At 65.1% G+C, this 15768-nt stretch carries 15 protein-coding genes; 9 read left to right on the top strand and 6 right to left on the bottom strand.

Annotation, left to right across the window (positions count from 1 at the left end; genetic code table 11):
* Positions 1 to 190: 190 nt before the first annotated feature.
* Positions 191 to 2200 (top strand): phosphatidylglycerol lysyltransferase domain-containing protein, encoded by a 2010-nt coding sequence (locus P2G62_RS09540; RefSeq protein WP_275734650.1) that lies wholly within the window; start codon positions 191 to 193, stop codon positions 2198 to 2200.
* A gap of 103 nt (positions 2201 to 2303) precedes the next feature.
* A complete protein-coding gene (gene bmt / locus P2G62_RS09535; protein WP_275734649.1) occupies positions 2304 to 3320 on the top strand; it encodes a betaine--homocysteine S-methyltransferase in 1017 nt (338 codons plus the stop codon).
* 106 nt (positions 3321 to 3426) lie between these two features.
* Here the strand turns inward: bmt and P2G62_RS09530 are convergent, their stop codons facing one another.
* Positions 3427 to 4524 (bottom strand): PA0069 family radical SAM protein, encoded by a 1098-nt coding sequence (locus P2G62_RS09530; protein WP_275734648.1) that lies wholly within the window; start codon positions 4522 to 4524, stop codon positions 3427 to 3429.
* Between the two features lie 169 nt (positions 4525 to 4693).
* Between P2G62_RS09530 and P2G62_RS09525 the strand changes: the two genes are divergently transcribed.
* The 4 genes from P2G62_RS09525 to P2G62_RS09510 all read left to right on the top strand — a co-directional run bounded on the left by P2G62_RS09525 (position 4694) and on the right by P2G62_RS09510 (position 7894).
* Positions 4694 to 5392, top strand: coding sequence for a B12-binding domain-containing protein (locus P2G62_RS09525; RefSeq protein ID WP_275734647.1), 699 nt, complete (start codon positions 4694 to 4696; stop codon positions 5390 to 5392).
* Positions 5393 to 5488: 96 nt separating this feature from the next.
* Positions 5489 to 5647 carry a hypothetical protein gene (locus tag P2G62_RS09520; protein ID WP_275734646.1) on the top strand — a complete coding sequence of 53 codons (159 nt, stop codon included), beginning with the start codon at positions 5489 to 5491 and terminating at the stop codon, positions 5645 to 5647.
* Positions 5644 to 6273, top strand: coding sequence for a DUF1638 domain-containing protein (locus P2G62_RS09515; protein WP_275734645.1), 630 nt, complete (start codon positions 5644 to 5646; stop codon positions 6271 to 6273). Before P2G62_RS09520 ends, P2G62_RS09515 begins: the two co-directional genes overlap by 4 nt.
* A 226-nt stretch (positions 6274 to 6499) precedes the next feature.
* Entirely contained in the window at positions 6500 to 7894 is a 1395-nt protein-coding gene (locus P2G62_RS09510) for an XRE family transcriptional regulator (protein ID WP_275734644.1), read from the top strand.
* 50 nt (positions 7895 to 7944) lie between these two features.
* Here the strand turns inward: P2G62_RS09510 and P2G62_RS09505 are convergent, their stop codons facing one another.
* The 5 genes from P2G62_RS09505 to betI form a co-directional block, all read right to left on the bottom strand.
* Positions 7945 to 8184, bottom strand: coding sequence for a DUF465 domain-containing protein (locus P2G62_RS09505; protein WP_275734643.1), 240 nt, complete (start codon positions 8182 to 8184; stop codon positions 7945 to 7947).
* Positions 8185 to 8265: 81 nt separating this feature from the next.
* Positions 8266 to 8886: a thermonuclease family protein gene (locus P2G62_RS09500; protein ID WP_275734642.1), complete on the bottom strand. Its 621-nt coding sequence runs from the start codon at positions 8884 to 8886 to the stop codon at positions 8266 to 8268.
* 75 nt (positions 8887 to 8961) lie between these two features.
* A complete protein-coding gene (gene betA, locus P2G62_RS09495) occupies positions 8962 to 10617 on the bottom strand; it encodes a choline dehydrogenase (protein ID WP_275734676.1) in 1656 nt (551 codons plus the stop codon).
* A gap of 66 nt (positions 10618 to 10683) precedes the next feature.
* Entirely contained in the window at positions 10684 to 12135 is a 1452-nt protein-coding gene (gene betB, locus P2G62_RS09490) for a betaine-aldehyde dehydrogenase (protein WP_275734641.1), read from the bottom strand.
* The gene (gene betI / locus P2G62_RS09485) at positions 12132 to 12713 is read right to left on the bottom strand and encodes a transcriptional regulator BetI (protein ID WP_275734640.1); all 582 of its coding nucleotides are present in this window, start codon (positions 12711 to 12713) and stop codon (positions 12132 to 12134) included. The genes betB and betI overlap by 4 nt, the downstream gene beginning before the upstream one ends.
* A 119-nt stretch (positions 12714 to 12832) precedes the next feature.
* Between betI and P2G62_RS09480 the strand changes: the two genes are divergently transcribed.
* Genes P2G62_RS09480 through choV form a run of 3 tightly spaced genes read left to right on the top strand, consistent with a single transcriptional unit; the run spans position 12833 to position 15706 of the window.
* On the top strand, positions 12833 to 13762 hold the full coding sequence (locus P2G62_RS09480; protein ID WP_275734639.1) for a choline ABC transporter substrate-binding protein: 930 nt from the start codon (positions 12833 to 12835) through the stop codon (positions 13760 to 13762).
* Positions 13763 to 13817: 55 nt separating this feature from the next.
* Positions 13818 to 14654, top strand: a complete 837-nt coding sequence (gene choW, locus P2G62_RS09475; RefSeq protein ID WP_275734638.1) for a choline ABC transporter permease subunit — start codon at positions 13818 to 13820, stop codon at positions 14652 to 14654.
* Positions 14651 to 15706, top strand: coding sequence for a choline ABC transporter ATP-binding protein (gene choV / locus P2G62_RS09470; protein ID WP_275734637.1), 1056 nt, complete (start codon positions 14651 to 14653; stop codon positions 15704 to 15706). The genes choW and choV overlap by 4 nt, the downstream gene beginning before the upstream one ends.
* Positions 15707 to 15768: the final 62 nt, after the last annotated feature.

The following is a 15768-nucleotide window of genomic DNA, read 5'->3' as shown; positions in this document are numbered from 1 at the left end:
CCACTCTTTCGGCGGCCCCTCCCGGGCTGCCGCCTGATTTTCCGGCCCCCTGGGGCCCGACCCTGTTGTGCTTCGCGCAGCGGGGTTTTGTTTACCCCGATCCCACTCCTCCGCCGACACCGGCCTTCCGTTAAGCCTATGTGAACCGCTTCGCGCCACACTCCCATTCGGGTTCGGGGAGGAAACACGGATGTCGGAACACCACATGGCACAGGGCGCAACGGATGCGGCCCTGACCGGAGAGTGCGCGCAATCGCAGGTCGCACAGGGCGCACCGTTCGGGGTTCCCGACTGGCCGCGTGCGCTCTGGCGGCAGGCGTTGGGGCTGGCGCTGCTGGCGGGCTTTGCGCTGGTGCTGCACGACCGGTGGTCCGCCCTGGATCCCGTGGCCATCTGGGCGGCCGTCGGGGCCGTCAGCGCGCTGCAATGGTCTGTCGCCGCATTGGCCACCTTCGCGTCGTTTGCCGCCTTGGCGCAATATGACGCGCTGATGCACCGGGTTCTGGCCACCCGTCAGACGCCATCGCAGGCGCGGCGTGCGGGTTGGGTTGCAATCGCGATTTCGCAAACCGTCGGTTTCGGCTTGGTGTCCGGCGCGCTGGTGCGCTGGCGGATGCTGCCTGGCAGCAGCCTGCGCGACGCCAGCCGCCTGACCGCCGCCGTCGCGGCCAGCTTCCTTGCCGCCTGGGCGATGCTAAGCGCTACAGTGATGCTGGTCGCACCGGTTTCCCTGTCAAAGGGCCTGCCGCAGATCGCGGTGCAGGGGCTGGCGGCGATGGTTCTGTTCGGCGGGGGCGCCTTGATCGCGCTGTCGCTGTGGTGGCCGGGGGGGCGCATCGGCCGCTGGTCCTGGCGCCTGCCCTCCCTCCCGGCGATGGGGCGCATCCTGTGGCTGGCCGCCGCCGATACCGTCTGCGCGGCGCTCGCGCTCTGGGCCCTGATGCCCGAGGCCAGCGGCATAACCTTTGCCGCCCTCTACCCCGCCTTCCTGATCGCGCTCGGGGCGGGTTTCGTCTCGGGCACGCCCGGCGGCGTCGGCCCGTTCGAACTGATGCTGGTGCTGCTGCTGCCCGACGTGCAATCGGCGCCGCTGCTGGGGGCGGTGCTGGCGTGGCGTGCGGCCTATTACGGCGCCCCGGCCATTCTGGCGATGTTCGCCCTGATCTTTGCGCGGCGCGGTGCAGAGATGCGCTTGCAAGAGTGTCTCGAGGCCCCGGCCACCCCGCTCAGCGCCCGCGCCGCCGCGCTGATCGCCGCCGCACCGCAGGCCGAGCTGGGCCTCCTGCATCAGGGGGAACATGGCGTATTGCTTTGCCCCGATCACCGTGCGGGATGGATGATCGGGCGCACGACTCAGGCGCTGGTCGGCCTGATCGACCCGTTCGGCCCGACCCGCACCGCCGCCTTGCTGCCCGACTTGCGCAGCGCCGCCCGCGCCGAGGGGCGCATTGCCTGCCTCTACAAGATCGGCGCGCGCACCGCGGTGGCCGCGCGGCGCGCAGGCTGGACGGTCGCCCCGGTGGCAATGGACTGCCGCCTCGACCCGCAACGCTTCGATCCGGGCATCCCCGCCCGGGCAGGCCTGCGCCGCAAGCTGCGCAAGGCCGCCAGGGCCGGGCTTGTCTGCACCCCCGCGCGCCAGCCCCTGCCGTTGGCAGCGATGGCGCGGATCGCCGCCGACTGGGCTGCATCCCGCGGCGGAGAGCGGGGCTTTTCCATGGGCCGTTTCGCCCCCGACTATCTGGCCCGCCAAGAGGTGATCTTGGCGCATCTGAATGGCCGTCTGGTGGGCTTCGCCAGCTTCCATGCCAACGCACAGGAGTGGGCGCTGGATCTGATGCGCCCCGGCGCCGACGCCCCAGACGGCACGATGCAGGCACTGATCGCCACCGCCCTGGATCTGGCGCGAACCTGCGGGGCGCGGCAGTTCTCACTTGCCGCCCTGCCCCCCGACGCCGATCATATCGACGGGCCCGCGGCGCTGATTTGGCGCCGGGCCGAGACAGGCGCAGGCTGCGCCGGACTGCGTCAGTTCAAGATGGGTTTCGCGCCCCGGCTGGTGCCGCTTTATATCGCGGCCCCCAGTCGCGCGGCCCTGACGCTGGCCGCCGCCGACATCGCCCGCACGATCCGCCGCCCCCCTCCGCTGCCCGGCAACGGCGATGCACCGCCACATGCAGCGGGCTCAACATCTTCTTGAACAGAACGAATTTGCCAAAACGGCACAGCCGTGGCAGGAGGGGGGCAATCGCCCGGCCCCAGTCTGTGCCGCGGCAAGATGCATCTTGGAAAGGCCCCGCCCCATGACCAACGCGCTCCAGCGCCTCCTGCAGTCCCGCGACTGGCTTCTGGCCGATGGTGCGACCGGCACCAACCTGTTCAACATGGGCCTCAGCTCGGGGGAGCCGCCCGAACTGTGGAACGCCGATCATCCCGACAAGATCAAAGCACTGTACGCCGGTGCCGTGAATGCGGGCTCGGACCTGTTCCTGACCAATACCTTCGGCGGCAATGCCAGCCGGCTCAAACTGCACAATGCGCAGAACCGGGTGCGCGAACTCAACCGCCTGGCCGCCGAAATCGGCCGCGAGGTGGCCGATGCCGCCGGGCGCCCGGTGGCGGTCTGCGGCTCGATCGGGCCGACCGGCGACATCTTCGCGCCGATGGGCACGCTGACCCATGAGCTTGCCGTGGAAATGTTCCACGAACAGGCCGAAGGCCTGAAAGAGGGCGGCGCCGATGTGCTCTGGGTCGAGACGATCTCGGCGCCCGAGGAATTCAAGGCCGCGGCCGAGGCGGCGCGTCTGGCCGGCATGGACTGGTGTGGCACGATGAGCTTCGACACCGCCGGGCGCACGATGATGGGCGTGACCTCGGCCCAGCTGGCCGCCCTGGTCGAGAAACTGCCCAATCCGCCGCTGGCCTTCGGCGCCAATTGCGGGGTCGGCGCGTCGGATCTGATGCGCACCATCCTGGGCTTCGTCGCCGCGGGGACGGAACGTCCGATCATCGCCAAGGGCAATGCGGGCATTCCGAAATACCACGACGGCCACATCCATTACGACGGCACGCCCGAGCTGATGGGCGATTACGCCTGCCTCGCGCGCGACGCGGGCGCCACGATCATCGGCGGCTGCTGCGGCACCATGCCCGTGCACCTCAAGGCGATGCGCGCGGCGCTTGAAACCCGCCCGCGCGGGCCGCGTCCCACGCTCGAAGAGATTTCGGCCAAGCTCGGCCCGTTCTCCTCGGCCTCGGATGGCACCGGCGATGACGACGGCGCCCCCACCCGCGAACGCCGCGGCCGCCGTCGCGGCTAACCCGGCTTCGGAAGTTCAAGTATTTATGCCAAGAAGAAGACAGCTGATTTCTTCTTGGCCCAAATACTCATACCCAACCCGCCAGAGGCACAGAATGCCGGTTTTCTCAGAACAGCTCCAACTGATCCCCCACACGGGGCGGCACGGCAAACCCCGTGCAGTCGAGCGGACCAAGGCTGCGCTGAAACCCCAGGCGGCGGCAGGCGACGGCGTAACGCTGTGCCAGCAGATCGGCCTCGACGCCTTCGCCGGTCATCCGGGTCTTGAAGCGCGGATCGTTGAGCTTGCCGCCCCGCAGCGCGGCGATGGCGCCCAGCACGCGCTCGGCCCGGGCGGGAAAATGGCGTTCCAGCCAATCGGCGAACAGCGGCGCGACCTCGTGCGGCAGGCGCAAAACCAGCATGCCTGCCGCCCGGGCACCGGCCCTGCGGGCCTCGGTCAGGATCGCCTCGAGCGCGTGATCGGTGAGGCCGGGGATCATCGGCGCGGCCATCACCCGCACCGGCACACCTGCACGGGCGAGTTCCCGGATCATGCGGATGCGTGTGGCCGGGGCGGGCGCCCGCGGCTCCATCTTGCGGGCCAGATCATCGTCAAGCGTGGTCACGCTGACACCGACGTGAACCAGGTTTCGCGCAGCCAGATCCGCCAGCAGATCCAGATCGCGCAGCACACCCGCGCCCCGGGTGACCAATGTGACCGGGTGGTTATGCGCGCTCAGCACCTGCAACAGGCGCCGGGTGATGCCCATCTTCGCCTCCAGCGGCTGATAGGGATCGGTATTGGTCCCCATCGCGATCGGCGCCACCGCATAGCCGGGCCGCGCCAGTTCGCGTTCCAGCACCTCGGGCGCTTCGGGGCGGGCGACCAGCCGGGTTTCGAAATCGAGCCCCGCCGACAGGCCCAGATAGCCGTGCGAGGGCCGCGCGAAGCAATAGATGCAGCCATGTTCGCAGCCGCGATAGGCGTTGATCGACCGGTCGAAGGGCACATCGGGGCTGCTGTTGCGGGTGATTACACTGCGCGGCCGCTCAATGCTGACCTCGGTACGCAAAAGCTGTTCCTCTTCGGGAATGTCCCAGCCGTCGGGCTCGACCAGCCGGGCATAGGGTTCGAACCGCCCCACGGGATTATGCGCCGCGCCCCGCGCTTTCAGGCGCTGGCGCGGGTCGCTGGGCGGCAGATCAAGGGGCAAGAGGCTCATGCTCCAGATTTAGAACAAATTGGGAACATTTGCCAAGAGATTCGCCGCATTGCACGCCTGCCCCATCGGCCTCAGGTCGGGGACAGAACGGCGCATGTCGCAAATTGCCAAGTATCCCGGGGGCTTTGCCCGCATCACAGTATCAAGACCGCCATCAGGAGACCGCGCTATGGCCGATGAAGACGATATCATCCTCTCGGAACTGGATGACGAGGAGCTGGTGCTCCAGATGCATGACGATCTTTACGACGGCATGAAAGAAGAGATCGAGGAAGCGGTCGGCATCCTGCTTGACCGCAACTGGACGCCCTATGACATCCTGACCAAGGCGCTGGTCGCGGGGATGACGGTGGTCGGCAACGACTTCCGCGACGGTATCCTGTTCGTGCCCGAGGTGCTGCTGGCGGCCAATGCGATGAAGGGCGGCATGGCCATCCTGAAACCGCTGCTGGCCGAAACCGGTGCGCCGCGGATGGGCAAGATGGTGATCGGCACCGTCAAGGGTGACATCCACGACATCGGCAAGAACCTTGTCGCGATGATGATGGAAGGTGCAGGCTTCGAGATCGTCGATCTGGGCATCAACAACCCGGTCGAGAACTATCTGGATACCGCCGAGCGTGAAGGCGCCGATATCATCGGCATGTCGGCGCTGCTGACCACCACGATGCCCTACATGAAGGTCGTGATCGACACGCTGAAGGAAAAAGGCCTGCGCGACAAATATCTGGTGCTGGTCGGTGGCGCCCCGCTGAACGAAGAGTTCGGCAAGGCCATCGGCGCCGACGCCTATTGCCGCGATGCCGCTGTGGCCGTGGAAACGGCCAAGCAGATGCTGTCGCGCCGACACAACCAGATGAGCGCCTAAGCCCGCGTTTGTGATGGCAAAAAGGCCCCGAAGCACGCTTCGGGGCCTTTTCCTTTGCGCCCCCGCGCCCCATATTGAGGGCAGACGGAGGAAACGATGCCCCTGACCCATTTTCTGATCCTGATCTGCGCCGTCATCCTTGCTGGCGGGGTGACGCTTTGGCTGGCCGCATCCGCGGGCGTGCCTTTGGCCGCAGTGGCGCTGTGCGCGGTATTGGCGGCGGGGTTGGTGCGGCTGATGGCGCGCGTCGAATGATCTCGGACGCGCAGTTGAGCGATCAGGGCCTCGCCCCTGCGGGCAAGGGAAAAGTGTTGCTCATTGCCTGTGGCGCATTGGCACGAGAAATCCTGGCACTCAAGGCTGCCAATGGGTGGGATCATCTGGATCTGACCTGTCTGCCCGCCAATCTGCATCTTCATCCTGAAAAGATAACCCCGGCTGTCGAGGCTGCCGTGCGCAAGCACCGCGCCGATTATGCGGATATATTTGTTGTCTATGCCGATTGCGGCACGGGCGGCCAGTTGTTCGAAAAGTGCAAGGAACTGGGCGTCGAAATGGTCCCGGGCCCACATTGCTATTCGTTTTTTGAAGGCAACGACGCCTTCGCCGCCCATGCCGACAGCGAAATCACCGCCTTCTACCTGACCGATTTTCTGGTTCGTCAGTTCGATGCCTTCGTCTGGCGCCCGATGGGGTTCGACCGCTATCCCGAACTGGTGCAGACCATGTTCGGCAATTACGAAAAGCTGGTCTATCTGGCTCAGACCGACGATCCCGCGCTCGACGCCAAAGCCCGCGAGGCCGCCGCGCGACTGGATCTTGCCTACGAGCGGCGCCTCACCGGTTATGGCGATCTGACCGCGGTGCTTTCGAAACTCTGAGCCCGCGTCTCTCGGGCCAGAGCAAGCCTGCGCGCCATGCAGGACCCTAGGTGCCTTCATGCTGCTTACTGGCTTTGGGGGAACGAAGTGATGACTTATCGGGCGCCCTTATTGCGGCAAGCGCAGCAGTGATCCTTGCGCGGGTGCGGCCAGGCCGGCGCCCTCAAGCAACATTTGACGCAATACCTTTGCAAAGCTAGAAATAACTTTGCAAAGGGAGGGCGCCATGGCAACTCAGAAACTCTATGCAGGCGTCAAGCTGCGGGAAACCCGGGCACGCCTCGGGCTGACGCAAAAGCTGTTTGCCGACCGCCTCGGCGTGTCGCTGCCCTATCTGAACCAGATGGAGAACAATCACCGCCCGGTGTCGGCGGCCGTGGTACTGGCGCTGGCGGGCGAGTTTGGCCTGGATGTGACCGAATTGTCTGCGGGCGATGCCGAACGTCTGGTCAGCGACATGCGCGAGGCCCTTGCCGATCCCGTGTTTGCCGATGGCGCCCCGCCGCTGGCCGATCTGCGGCTTGCGGCCTCGAACGCCCCCGCGCTGGCGCGGTCGTTTCTGGAACTGCATCGTGCCTATCGTCAGGCCCATGAACGGCTCGCCTCACTCGACGAAGCCCTCGGGCGAGAGGCCGGCCAAACAGTGGTTTCGCCTTGGGAAGAGGTGCGCGACTTCTTTCACTATTGCGACAATTACATCGACGCGGTCGATCGCGCGGCCGAACGCTTTTCTTGCCCGGATGGCAAGCGTTTGGACCCGATACAAAGGGCAACCGAGGCCCTCAATGCCCGCGGCATCGAAGTTCAGTTTTCGAACATTTCCCCATTGCGCCAACGCGACGGCAACACGATCAGCCTGTCGGCCCATGTCGGCCGCGCCACGCAGGCGTTCCAACTGCTGCATCAGGTTGCATTGATTACGCAGAACGAATTGCTGGAGGCCACGCTGGACCTTGCGCGCTTTCAATCCGACACCGCGCGCGCCATTGCCAAGATCGGCCTGGCCAACTACTTCGCTGGCGCCGCGCTGATGCCCTACCGCACCTTTCTGGAAGCCGCACAAGAGACACGCCACGATCTGGAGCGTCTGGCGGATAGTTTCGGCGCCTCGTTCGAACAGGTCGCACACCGGCTGTCGACCCTGCAACGGCCGGGCGCCAAGGGGATTCCCTTCTTCTTCGTGCGCGTCGATCAGGCCGGCACGATCACCAAACGCCATTCCGCCACACGGTTGCAATTCGCCCGTTTCGGCGGCGCCTGCCCGCTATGGAATGTCCATCAGGCCTTTGAAACACCAACGAAATTTCTGCGACAACTGGCCGAAACGCCCGATGGGGTGCGCTATCTTTGCCTGGCGCGCGACGTGTCGAAACCGGGCGGATCGTTCACCGCCCCGGTGCGCCGCTATGCGATCTGCCTGGGCTGCGAGGTCAGCCATGCCCGCGGGCTGGTCTATGCCGACGACATGGAACTGAGCAATCCGCGCGCCTATCAGCCGATCGGCATTTCCTGCCGGATCTGCGAGCGCAAGGACTGCCATCAGCGATCGGTGCCACCGCTGGAACGGCGCCTCAGCATCAACCCAGATCGTCGCGGGCTGCTGCCCTATGACATCGCCTGAAACAAAAAAGCCCCGGATTTCCGGGGCTTTCGCGGCGTTTCTGATATTTCTCAGACAGCCATCATCATGCGCGCGATCTCATCCTTGATCGCGGCACGTTTCTTGCGCAACTCGGTCTCGGCCGTGCTGTTCATCGGCTCAAGATAGGTCTCGGCCCGGTGAACCTGATCGTTGACCGCGTCATATTCCTCCAGAAGACGTGCGAAATGCGCATTCGAAACCTTCAGATCATGAAGTTTCGCGATGTCCTGCGGGAATTCTTCCTGCAGCGTGTGCGGCGTATTCGACATGAGTCTCTCCCTTTCCTGCTCTGTTCGATTTCAACCTACGTCGGCAAACTGCGCGGCACTTTGACCCGTGTCAAACCGCGATCATGTGCCTGCCTTTCGCCACCCTGCCGCGCGAGCCTCGGCTTCGGTGCAGAACCAACGCTCTCCCTTCGCGGCATTGATCTGCGTCGCCCGATAGCTGCGTGCGCCCGGCATGTGATAAAGCCGCCCCTTGGCGGAAATGTTGCCCTTGATCGCACAGGCACCGCGCGGGGATTGGTCCATGTGCCCTGCGGCGCGAAAGTCTGCCGGACGCTCGGCCTGCCCCGCCCAGACACCGCGCCGGGCCTGTCGCGCCCGATCCTCCAATCCGACATAATCTGCCGAGTATTTCCGGTAGGCGAAGGCCAGCCCCTCGGCCACCAGAACCGCCGCCAGATCGCTGCCCTCCACCGCGCAGGTTCCGACCATTCGGCCATAACGATCAGTATCGCGCCCGGTGCAACGCACCTGCGCCCGGGTCAGTTCTGTCAACCGCACGCGGGCGGCGGCCCCGCAGGCCCAACGCCGCCCCGCCGCGTCTTGGCAATCTTGCGCGCGCTCCGGCGCATCAATGCCGAACAGGCGCACCCGCGTTGCACCGATTTCCAGCGTATCGCCGTCGATCACCCGCGCCGGGCCGGTGACCACCTCGGCAGACACCGGCAGCGCCAAGAGCAGCATAAATGAACAAATCCTGAACATGCCCCAGATATGGCGGGTCTGCAGGGATTTGCAACCAAGATCCTGTGGGTAACCTTACCGTTGCGCCACGGCCCAATCGGGATTGATCCAGGCCTCCGCCTGCTCTGGCGGCAGGCTTCGCCCCAGAATGTGATCGGCGATCTTTTCGCCCACCATGATCGAGGGCGCATTCAGATTGCCATTGGTGATGCGCGGAAAGATCGAACTGTCCGCCACCCGCAGCCCGTCAACGCCGATCACCCGGCCTTCTGGGTCGACCACCGCCATCGGGTCATCCGCCTGCCCCATACGCGCGGTGCCACAGGGGTGATAGGCGCTTTCGGCGTGGTCGCGGATGAAGGCGTCGATGTCTTCATCGCTTTGCACCCCGGCGCCGGGCTGGATTTCGTGGTGCACATGCCCCGCCATCGCCGGTTGCGCGAAAATCTCGCGCGTCAGGCGGATGCATTTGCGGAACTCTGCCCAATCGTCCGGGTCGCTCATATAATTGAACCGGATCAGTGGCTTGTCATCGGGGTTTGCAGAGCGCAGCGTGACCGTCCCGCGCGATTTCGAGCGCATCGGGCCGGTATGCACCTGAAACCCGTGCCCCTCGGCGGCGGCCTTGCCATCGTAGCGCACTGCAATCGGCAGGAAGTGATACTGGATGTCGGGATACTCGATCCCCCTGTCCGAGCGGATGAACCCGCAGGCCTCGAACTGGTTCGATGCGCCCAATCCCCGCTTGCTGAACAGCCATTGTGCCCCGATCAGTGCCTTGCCCCAAAGGTTCCAGTGTCGGAACAGGGTGATCGGTTCCTGCGCGGCAAATTGCATATAGATTTCAAGGTGGTCCTGCAGGTTCGCCCCCACCCCCGGACGGTCGGCCAGCACGGCAATCCCGTGTTCGGCCAGATGCGCGGCAGGCCCGATGCCTGACAGCATCAACAGCTTGGGCGTGTTGATCGAACTCGCCGTCAGCACCACCTCGGCCCGCGCGCGGATCACCGAAATCTGCCCGCCGCGCGCGATTTCAACGCCCACCGCGCGCCCGCCCTCGATCTGAACCTTGCGCGCGAAGCCCTTGATGATCCTCAGATTTCCGCCCTTCAGCGCGGGGCGCAGATAGGCATTCGCCGCTGACCAGCGCCGTCCCTTCCAGATCGTGGCCTCCATCGGGCCAAAGCCCTCTTGCTGGCGGCCGTTGTAATCCTCGGTCACCGGATAACCAGCCTGCCGCCCGGCCTCGATAAAGGCGCCGAACAGCGGATTCTTGCGCGGTCCGCGGGTCACATGCAAAGGCCCGCTGTCCCCCCGCCAGGTGGCATCGCCGCCATCGGCCTGCCCATGCCAGTGCTCCATCCGCTTGAAATAGGGCAACACGTCGGCATAGGACCAGCCCGCCGCCCCTGCTGCGGCCCAATGGTCGAAATCGCGCGCATGACCGCGCACATAGACCATGCCATTGATGCTGGAAGACCCGCCGATCACCTTGCCGCGCGGCGTCACAAGGCGGCGCCCGCCCAGGGCCGGCTCGGGCTCGGTGCCGAACCCCCAGTCATAGATCCCCATGTTCATAGGATAGGAAAGTGCAGCTGGCATCTGGATGAACGGGCCAAAATCGCTGCCGCCATGTTCGATAAGTGCAACTTTGCGCCCGGCCTCTGCCAAGCGATACGCCAGAGCCGACCCGCCAGAACCCGCCCCAACGATCACATAATCCGCGTCCATTGCTTCCGCTTTCATCTTGGCACAAATATCCTCGGGGGTCCGGGGGGCAGACAGCCCCCGACGCGTTCAATAGGGGCTTTCGACCGGGCCCATGCCGACATAGACCGTCTTCACCTGGGTATAGTGTTTGATCGCGGCCTTCGAATTCTCGCGCCCCAGCCCCGAGGCCTTGACCGCCCCGAAGGGCATCTCGACCGGGGTCAGGTTATAGGCGTTGATCCAGCAGGTGCCTGCCTGCAGCTGGCCGATCACCCGGTGCCCGCGCGCCAGATCGGCGGTAAACACCCCAGCCGCCAGCCCGAATTGCGTGGCATTCGCGCGGGCGATCACCTCTTCCTCGGTCTCGAAATCAAGGACCGCCATAACCGGACCAAAGACTTCCTCGCGCGCCAGGGTCATCTGGTCGGTGACCTCGGCAAACACGGTCGGCTGCACGAAAAGCGGCCCCTCGTTGCCCGCAGACCCGCCGCAGACCAGACGCGCCCCTTCACGTTTGGCGCCTTCGATATAGGCCAGCACCTTGTCGCGCTGCGCGGCGCTGACCAGCGGGCCGAATTGCGTCTCGGGGTCGAGCGGGTCGCCCGCGAGGATCGCCGCAGTTCGCGCCGCCAGCCGCTCCAGAAACGCCGCCTTGATGCCCGCCTGCACGAACACCCGCGTTCCATTCGAACAGATCTGCCCCGAGGAATAGAAATTCCCCAGCATCGCGGCGCCCACCGCGCTGTCCAGATCGGCGTCATCGAACACGATCAAGGGCGATTTACCGCCCAGTTCCATCGTCACATGCTTCATCCCCGCCGCCGCCGCGGCATAGACCCTGGCCCCCGTCGGCACCGATCCGGTTAATGAGACCTTGGCCACGCGCGAATCGGTCGCCAGCGCCGCGCCGACCGCGCCAAATCCCTGAACCACGTTGAAAACGCCGGGCGGCATTCCGGCTTCGATGAAGATCTGGGCCAGTTGCAGCGCGCCCAGAGGCGTGACCTCGGACGGTTTGAACACCATCGCATTGCCCATCGCCAGCGCAGGCGCCGCCTTCCAGCAGGCAATCTGACTGGGGTAATTCCAGGCACCGATGCCAACGCAGACGCCCAGCGGTTCCCGAATCGTATAGGCGAAATCGCCGCCCAGCGGGATCGTCTCGCCGGTCACCGTGGGCGCGAGCCCGGCAAAATATTCCAGTGCATCCGCCCCCGAGGGCCAGTCGGCAACCTCGGTCTCCTGGATCGGCTTGCCGGTATCCAGCGTTTCCAGACGCGCCAGCTCTGCCCCGCGGTCGCGGATCAGATCGGCCGCCCGACGCAGCACGCGCGCCCGTTCGACAGGCTTCAGCCGGGCCCAGGCGCGTTGCGCCTGTTCAGCCCCCGACAGGGCCGCCTCCAGCACCGCGGGGGTGGCGGCATGCAGCCGTGCGATCACCGCGCCGGTGCCCGGATAGGTCACCTCGATCGGATCGCCAGCGGTGTCTTCCAGCCAGTCGCCATTGACGAAGTGGCTTGCTTTCGGTTGCGCGTTCATCGGGTTTCCTCCAGCTCTCGGTCCAGATATTCCATAACGATTTCGGTCGCATAGGCGCGATCCGGCGCCCCTTCAGCCAGCGCGGCCCGAATATAGACCCCGTCGATCAGCGCCCCGAGCCCGCGCGCCACGGCGGGTGCCCGCACGCCCACCAGCGGGCGCAGCGCGACCATCAGATTCGACTTCAACCGCCGCTGATAGATATGCAGCAACCGCCGGGCCTGCGCGTTGGTCTGCGCCAGCACATAGAAATTCAGCCAGGCCGAAATCACCTCACGCCGGAAACTTCCTGCGGCGAACGACCCCAACACCACGGCGTGCAACCGGGTCTTCGGGTCGCGCGCCGTGGCCAGCGCTCCGCGCACCTCGGCCCCGTAGAGCGACAGGATCGACCGCATCGCCGCCAGGAAGATCTGCTCTTTCGAGCCGAAGTAATGATGCGCCAGCGCCGAGGACATGCCCGCGCGCCGCGCGATCTGCGCGACCGTCACCTCAAGCGATCCGGCCTCGCCCACTGTCTCAATCGTGGCTTTCACCAAGGCGGCCCGTCGAATAGGCTCTGCACCAAGCTTCGGCATCGGTTTTGTGACCTTCTCGTAAAAAGTCCTTGCCAAACGGAGCTACAGGCAAGTTTATTGACTCGTCAATCAACAAAAAGCCTGTGACCAAACTATGGGCAACCAACTGGGAGAGACCTATGACCCTTCGTTCCCTTCTTCTTGCGGGCGCAGCATCGCTGACGCTGGCCGGAACCGCGCAGGCCGCGGGCTGCGACAAGGTGATTTTTTCGGATGTCGGCTGGACCGACATCACCGCCACCACCGCCGTCGCCTCGACCGTGCTGCAGGCACTGGGCTATGAAACCGACGTGAAGGTGTTGTCGGTACCGGTGACCTATGCCGCGCTTGGTGGTGGCGATGTCGATGTGTTCCTGGGCAACTGGATGCCGACGATGGAGGGCGACATTGCACCCTATCGCGAGGCAGGAACCGTCGAAACCGTGCGCGTCAACCTGACCGGCGCGAAATACACGCTGGCCACCAATGCCAAGGGCGCCGAACTGGGGATCAAGGATTTCGCCGACATCGCGGCCCACAAGGCCGAACTCGACGGCAAGATCTATGGCATCGAACCGGGCAATGACGGCAACCGCCTGATCCTCGACATGATCACCGGAAATGCGTTCGAACTGCAGGGCTTCGATGTTGTCGAAAGCTCGGAACAGGGGATGCTGGCGCAGGTCGAACGCGCGGACAAGGCAGGTGAGCCGATCGTTTTCCTGGGCTGGGAACCGCATCCGATGAACGCCAATTTCAAGATGACCTATCTGGCGGGTGGCGACGACTGGTTCGGCCCGGATTTCGGCGGCGCCGAGGTCGCGACCAACGTGCGCGCAGGCTATGTCGCGGAATGCCCGAACACCGGCAAGTTCCTGGAAAACCTTGAATTCTCGCTGCAGCTGGAAAACGAGATCATGGGCGCGATCCTGAACGACGGGACCGATCCGATGGACGCGGCGAAAACCTGGCTGGCCGCCCACCCCGAGGTGCTGGCCCCCTGGCTGGACGGCGTGACCACCAAGGATGGCGGCGATGCACTGGCCGCGGTCACCGCTGCGCTGAACTGACCCAATCGGCCCCTTCCCACAGGAGGGGGCCCTTTCGCCCGAGGGAGAACAGGCGATGGATTGGCTGACCGCCAATAAAATTCCTGTCGGAAAAACGGCGAAGATCGTTTTCGACTGGCTCAAGGACAACGCATCGGGCTTTTTCGATGCGCTCTCGGCACTGATGCAGGCGCTGATCGACGCCATTCTGTGGGTGCTGCAGACGCCGCATCCGCTGGTGATCGTGGGGGTTTTCGTGGCGCTGACCTACGCGCTGCAACGCAGCTGGAAAACCGCGCTGCTGGTGACTGCGGGCTTCCTGTTCATCCTCAACCAGGGCTATTGGAAGGCCACGACCGAAAGCCTGACGCTGGTGTTGTCGGCCTGTGTCGTCTGCATGGCCCTGGGCGTTCCGATCGGCATCGCCACCGCCCACCGGCCGCGGTTGCATGCCGTGTTGCAGCCCATTCTCGATCTGATGCAAACCCTTCCGACCTTCGTCTACCTCATCCCCGCGATCGTGTTTTTCGGCATCGGCATGGTGCCGGGCCTGATCGCCACGGTGATCTTCGTGCTGCCCGCACCGATCCGGCTGACGCATCTGGGCGTGGTCTCGACCCCGCAGCCGCTGCTGGAGGCGGCACGCGCCTTTGGCGCCACCCCCAATCAGGTTCTGTGGAAGGTCGAGCTGCCCTATGCGACCCCGCAGATCATGGCCGGGCTGAACCAGACGATCATGCTGTCGCTGTCGATGGTGGTGATAGCGGCGCTGGTGGGCGCCAACGGGCTTGGCGTGCCGGTGGTGCGCGCGCTCAATTCCGTCAACACCGCCCTTGGCTTTGAATCGGGCTTCATCATCGTTGTCGTGGCGATCCTGCTTGACCGCATGCTGCGCATGGGGGGGCCGAAATGACCCGCATCACCGATCCGAAGGAAACCGCGGGCATCGCGGTGCGGTTCGACAATGTTTCCATCGTCTTTGGCGATCACCCCGAACGCGCCCTGCCGCTGATGGATCGGGGGCTGACCCGGTCCGAGATTCAGGACACCACCGGCCAGGTTCTGGGCGTGCATGATTGTTCGCTCAGTGTGGCCGAGGGCGAGATTTTGGTGCTGATGGGGCTGTCGGGGTCTGGCAAATCGACGCTTCTGCGGGCGGTGAACGGGCTCAACCCCGTCGTGCGGGGCGCGGTGCAGGTCTGCGACGGCAACGCGCTGGTCGACGTGACCCACGCCGACCCGGCCACGCTGCGCCGCATCCGGCTGAGCCGCGTGGCGATGGTGTTCCAGCAATTCGGCCTGCTGCCCTGGCGGTCGGTGCGCGAAAATGTGGGCCTGGGGCTGGAACTGGGCGGGATGACCCGCGCCGAACGCCGCGCGCGTGTCGACGCGCAGCTGGAGATGGTGGGGCTGGCCGACTGGGCCGATCACAAGGTCAGCGAACTGTCGGGCGGCATGCAGCAACGTGTCGGTCTGGCCCGCGCCTTCGCCACCGAGGCGCCGATCCTGCTGATGGACGAGCCGTTCTCGGCCCTCGACCCGCTGATCCGGGCCAAGCTGCAGGATGAATTGCTGGAGCTGCAATCGACGCTGAAACGCACGATCATCTTCGTCAGCCACGATCTGGACGAGGCCTTCAAGCTGGGCAACCGCATCGCGCTGATGGAAGGCGGGCGGATCGTGCAACTGGGCACCGCGCGCGACATCATCGCCAACCCGGCAGATGACTATGTCGCGGATTTCGTGGCGCATATGAACCCGCTGGGCGTGCTGACCGCTGCGGATCTGGCCGAAACCGGCCCGGCCGAAGGCCCCGCCCTGGCCATCGACACCCCGGTGAAAGAGGTGATGGAACGGTTGATCCGCACCCCCGCCGTGGCCCTGTCCGATGGTCGGCGCATCACCCGCGAGGGCGTCATCGCCCGGCTGATCAACCCGCGCGAGGGTATGACCGGCGATCAGTGAGTATTTGAGCCAAGAAGAAGCCCGATATTTCTCCTGGCGCAAATACTCCCGCCGGAGGCATC

The organism is Paenirhodobacter sp. CAU 1674, from assembly GCF_029222945.1.
Taxonomy (GTDB): Bacteria; Pseudomonadota; Alphaproteobacteria; order Rhodobacterales; family Rhodobacteraceae; genus Rhodobacter.
The sequence above is the reverse complement of the archived record's forward strand: the minus strand, read 5'-3'. Positions and strand labels throughout refer to the sequence as shown.

Bases quoted from the DNA above. Each gene is read 5' to 3' on its own strand.
- P2G62_RS09480 (WP_275734639.1), top strand. From the start codon at position 12,833: ATGACCCTTCGTTCCCTTCTTCTTGCGGGCGCAGCATCGCTGACGCTG.
- betA (WP_275734676.1), bottom strand. From the start codon at position 10,617: ATGGACGCGGATTATGTGATCGTTGGGGCGGGTTCTGGCGGGTCGGCT.
- bmt (WP_275734649.1), top strand. From the start codon at position 2,304: ATGACCAACGCGCTCCAGCGCCTCCTGCAGTCCCGCGACTGGCTTCTG.
- P2G62_RS09510 (WP_275734644.1), top strand. From the start codon at position 6,500: ATGGCAACTCAGAAACTCTATGCAGGCGTCAAGCTGCGGGAAACCCGG.
- P2G62_RS09525 (WP_275734647.1), top strand. From the start codon at position 4,694: ATGGCCGATGAAGACGATATCATCCTCTCGGAACTGGATGACGAGGAG.
- betI (WP_275734640.1), bottom strand. From the start codon at position 12,713: ATGCCGAAGCTTGGTGCAGAGCCTATTCGACGGGCCGCCTTGGTGAAA.
- choW (WP_275734638.1), top strand. From the start codon at position 13,818: ATGGATTGGCTGACCGCCAATAAAATTCCTGTCGGAAAAACGGCGAAG.
- choV (WP_275734637.1), top strand. From the start codon at position 14,651: ATGACCCGCATCACCGATCCGAAGGAAACCGCGGGCATCGCGGTGCGG.
- P2G62_RS09515 (WP_275734645.1), top strand. From the start codon at position 5,644: ATGATCTCGGACGCGCAGTTGAGCGATCAGGGCCTCGCCCCTGCGGGC.
- P2G62_RS09530 (WP_275734648.1), bottom strand. From the start codon at position 4,524: ATGAGCCTCTTGCCCCTTGATCTGCCGCCCAGCGACCCGCGCCAGCGC.
- betB (WP_275734641.1), bottom strand. From the start codon at position 12,135: ATGAACGCGCAACCGAAAGCAAGCCACTTCGTCAATGGCGACTGGCTG.
- P2G62_RS09520 (WP_275734646.1), top strand. From the start codon at position 5,489: ATGCCCCTGACCCATTTTCTGATCCTGATCTGCGCCGTCATCCTTGCT.
- P2G62_RS09505 (WP_275734643.1), bottom strand. From the start codon at position 8,184: ATGTCGAATACGCCGCACACGCTGCAGGAAGAATTCCCGCAGGACATC.
- P2G62_RS09500 (WP_275734642.1), bottom strand. From the start codon at position 8,886: ATGCTGCTCTTGGCGCTGCCGGTGTCTGCCGAGGTGGTCACCGGCCCG.
- P2G62_RS09540 (WP_275734650.1), top strand. From the start codon at position 191: ATGTCGGAACACCACATGGCACAGGGCGCAACGGATGCGGCCCTGACC.